This is a genomic window from Chitinivorax sp. B (assembly GCF_005503445.1).
GTDB lineage: Bacteria > Pseudomonadota > Gammaproteobacteria > Burkholderiales > SCOH01 > Chitinivorax.
Genome location: NZ_SCOH01000124.1, coordinates 1 through 2283, shown reverse-complemented (window position 1 = coordinate 2283; position 2283 = coordinate 1). Strand labels below are relative to the sequence as shown.

Annotated in this window: 1 protein-coding gene; it reads right to left on the bottom strand. The window is 58.8% G+C overall.

Features of this window, described 5'->3' with window-relative positions; all coding sequences use genetic code 11:
• A partial coding sequence (locus FFS57_RS24635; protein WP_171014206.1) for a condensation domain-containing protein occupies positions 1–2283 on the bottom strand: 2283 nt, incomplete at both ends.

Genomic DNA, 2283 nt, shown 5'->3' with positions numbered 1-2283 from the left:
GGCAGGTCGGGATACTGGGCTGCCAGTCGCCCAAACCGCGCCGGCAGCAGTTCTGTCACCTCGACAATCGCTGCATCGCCGGCAAATCGGCTCAGTTGCTGGCGTTCGGACGCGGGCAACCAATCCAATGCCAATACGGTTGCCTCCGGTTCCGATATCAATGCCTGGGTCAGCGACTGCAATGCCGCTTCCATATGATCCAGAACCCGGTCGGGAGAGACACGCCGATCACAATTCAGCGCCAGCGTGAAGCTGTCACCCCAGTCATCGATCGATAAATCGAGCGGATAATTGGTCCACTCCCTGAGCGCTACCTGTTGTAAGCCCAGCCCATCAGCCGTGGTATCCCGAGCCGTGTGACGATAGTTCAGCATTGCAGTGAACAAGGGTGCAGGTGCCAGCACGCCACTGCATCGTTGAGCGGCTGCCAAGGAGGTCTGTTCATGTACCAACAGATCAGCCAGCACTTGTCGTGTCTGGGCCAGTGCATGGGCCACCGTCACACCGGCCAATTGCAAGCGCACAGGCAAGGTATTGATGAAGGGACCATAAATGCGTTCGATGGCATCCACACCACCAGCCCGGCCAGACAGGACTGTGCCCAACACCACATCGTCACGCCCGCTGGCACGTGCCACCACCATTGCCCACGCCAGGTGACACAGTACCGCAGGGCTCATGCCCAGCACCTGCGCCTGGTAGCGAATACGATGATTCAACAGGTCATCGATGACGCGTACAGCGCCAATGGAGGCATCAGCCGCCATCTGACTGTTCGTCAGCCCGAATGGCACCGTTGGTTCACTGACATCAGCCAGCATGTCACTGAAGAACGTCAGTGCTGCCTGTTGTTTGTCCGCGTCCCTCAGCTGTGCAATGAAATTCCGGAATGGGATCGATGCCGGCAGATCATGCAGATCACCTTTCAGCACCGCCTGGATTTCCTCAACCAATATCGCAAGCGACACGTGGTCACCGATGATATGGTGTTCCAATAACATCAGATAGCATGGCCCCGCTTCAGTGTCGCTCGCCACCAATACCCGCATCAACGGGGGCTGACCAAGATCCAGTTTCAGGTCCACGGCGTCGGCACGAGCTTGCAATGCGGCCAACGCGCCCCCTGCTGCCAGGCAGGCATCGGCATCGATTTCGGCAATATCCAGCACAGCTTGTCGGCATACCACCTGCACCGGCTCACGCAATCCTTTCCACAACACCGCCGTGCGCAGCATGTCGTGACGGTTGATCACGTGCTGCATTGCATGAAGCAGACTGTCCAGGTGTTGCCTTGAAGCCACCTGCATGATCGACGACAGGATGTAGGTATCGCTGCTTGTGCTGGTCAAGTGATGGAACAGCACCCCTTCCTGCAACGGTGCCAACGGATAGATATCCTGTATATTGCCCGCCCCGCCGGGAATGGCAGCTTCAATGGCCTCGATCTCATCTGCCGTCAGGTTAAGCAAGGGCAACATATCAGGTGTGATCGCCAGGCAACCATCAGGAATCAGATTAGGCGGCACAGCCGATGTGGTAGTACGTTGGCGGGTCATTCGGGCCAGATCGGCCAAATGCGTTGCCGTAAACACATCGCGCACTTCGGCAAGCAGCCCATGATCGCGCATGCGGCTGATCAGTTGTACTGCCAGCAGCGAGTGACCACCTCGATCAAAGAAGTTGTCGAAACGACCGACTTGATCCACCTTCAGCACCTTGGCCGCCAGTTCAGCCAGCAGCGTTTCAACCGGACCGATCGGTGCTTCGTAGTAGGTTGACAGCAACGCCTCACCCGTCGGTTTCGGCAACGCCTTCCGATCGATCTTGCCGACAGCGGTTTTCGGGATCACATCCAGCCTGACAAATGCAGCCGGAATCATGTAGTCAGGCAAACTGATGCGCAGTTGATCTCGCCAATCCGATGGCATCCAGCATCCTGCGTCGGTCACCAGATAGGCCGCCAGTCGACGATCCCCCGCTGTGGGCTCAAACACGCCTACCACAGCCTGCCTGACCCCGGAGAAACGTTGCAATGCAGTCTCGATCTCGCCGAGTTCGATCCGGAAGCCACGAATCTTCACCTGGTGGTCAGCCCGACCCACCAGTTCGACCACACCATCTGCCCGGAACCGGGCGATGTCGCCGGTCCGGTACAGCTTGGCGCCCGCCTGCGTGCTGAACGGGTCGTCGATGAATTTGTCGGCGGTCAGGTCCGGTCGGTTCAGGTAGCCCCGGGCCACGCCCGGGCCACCGATGCACAGTTCTCCCGCCACCCCCAACGGA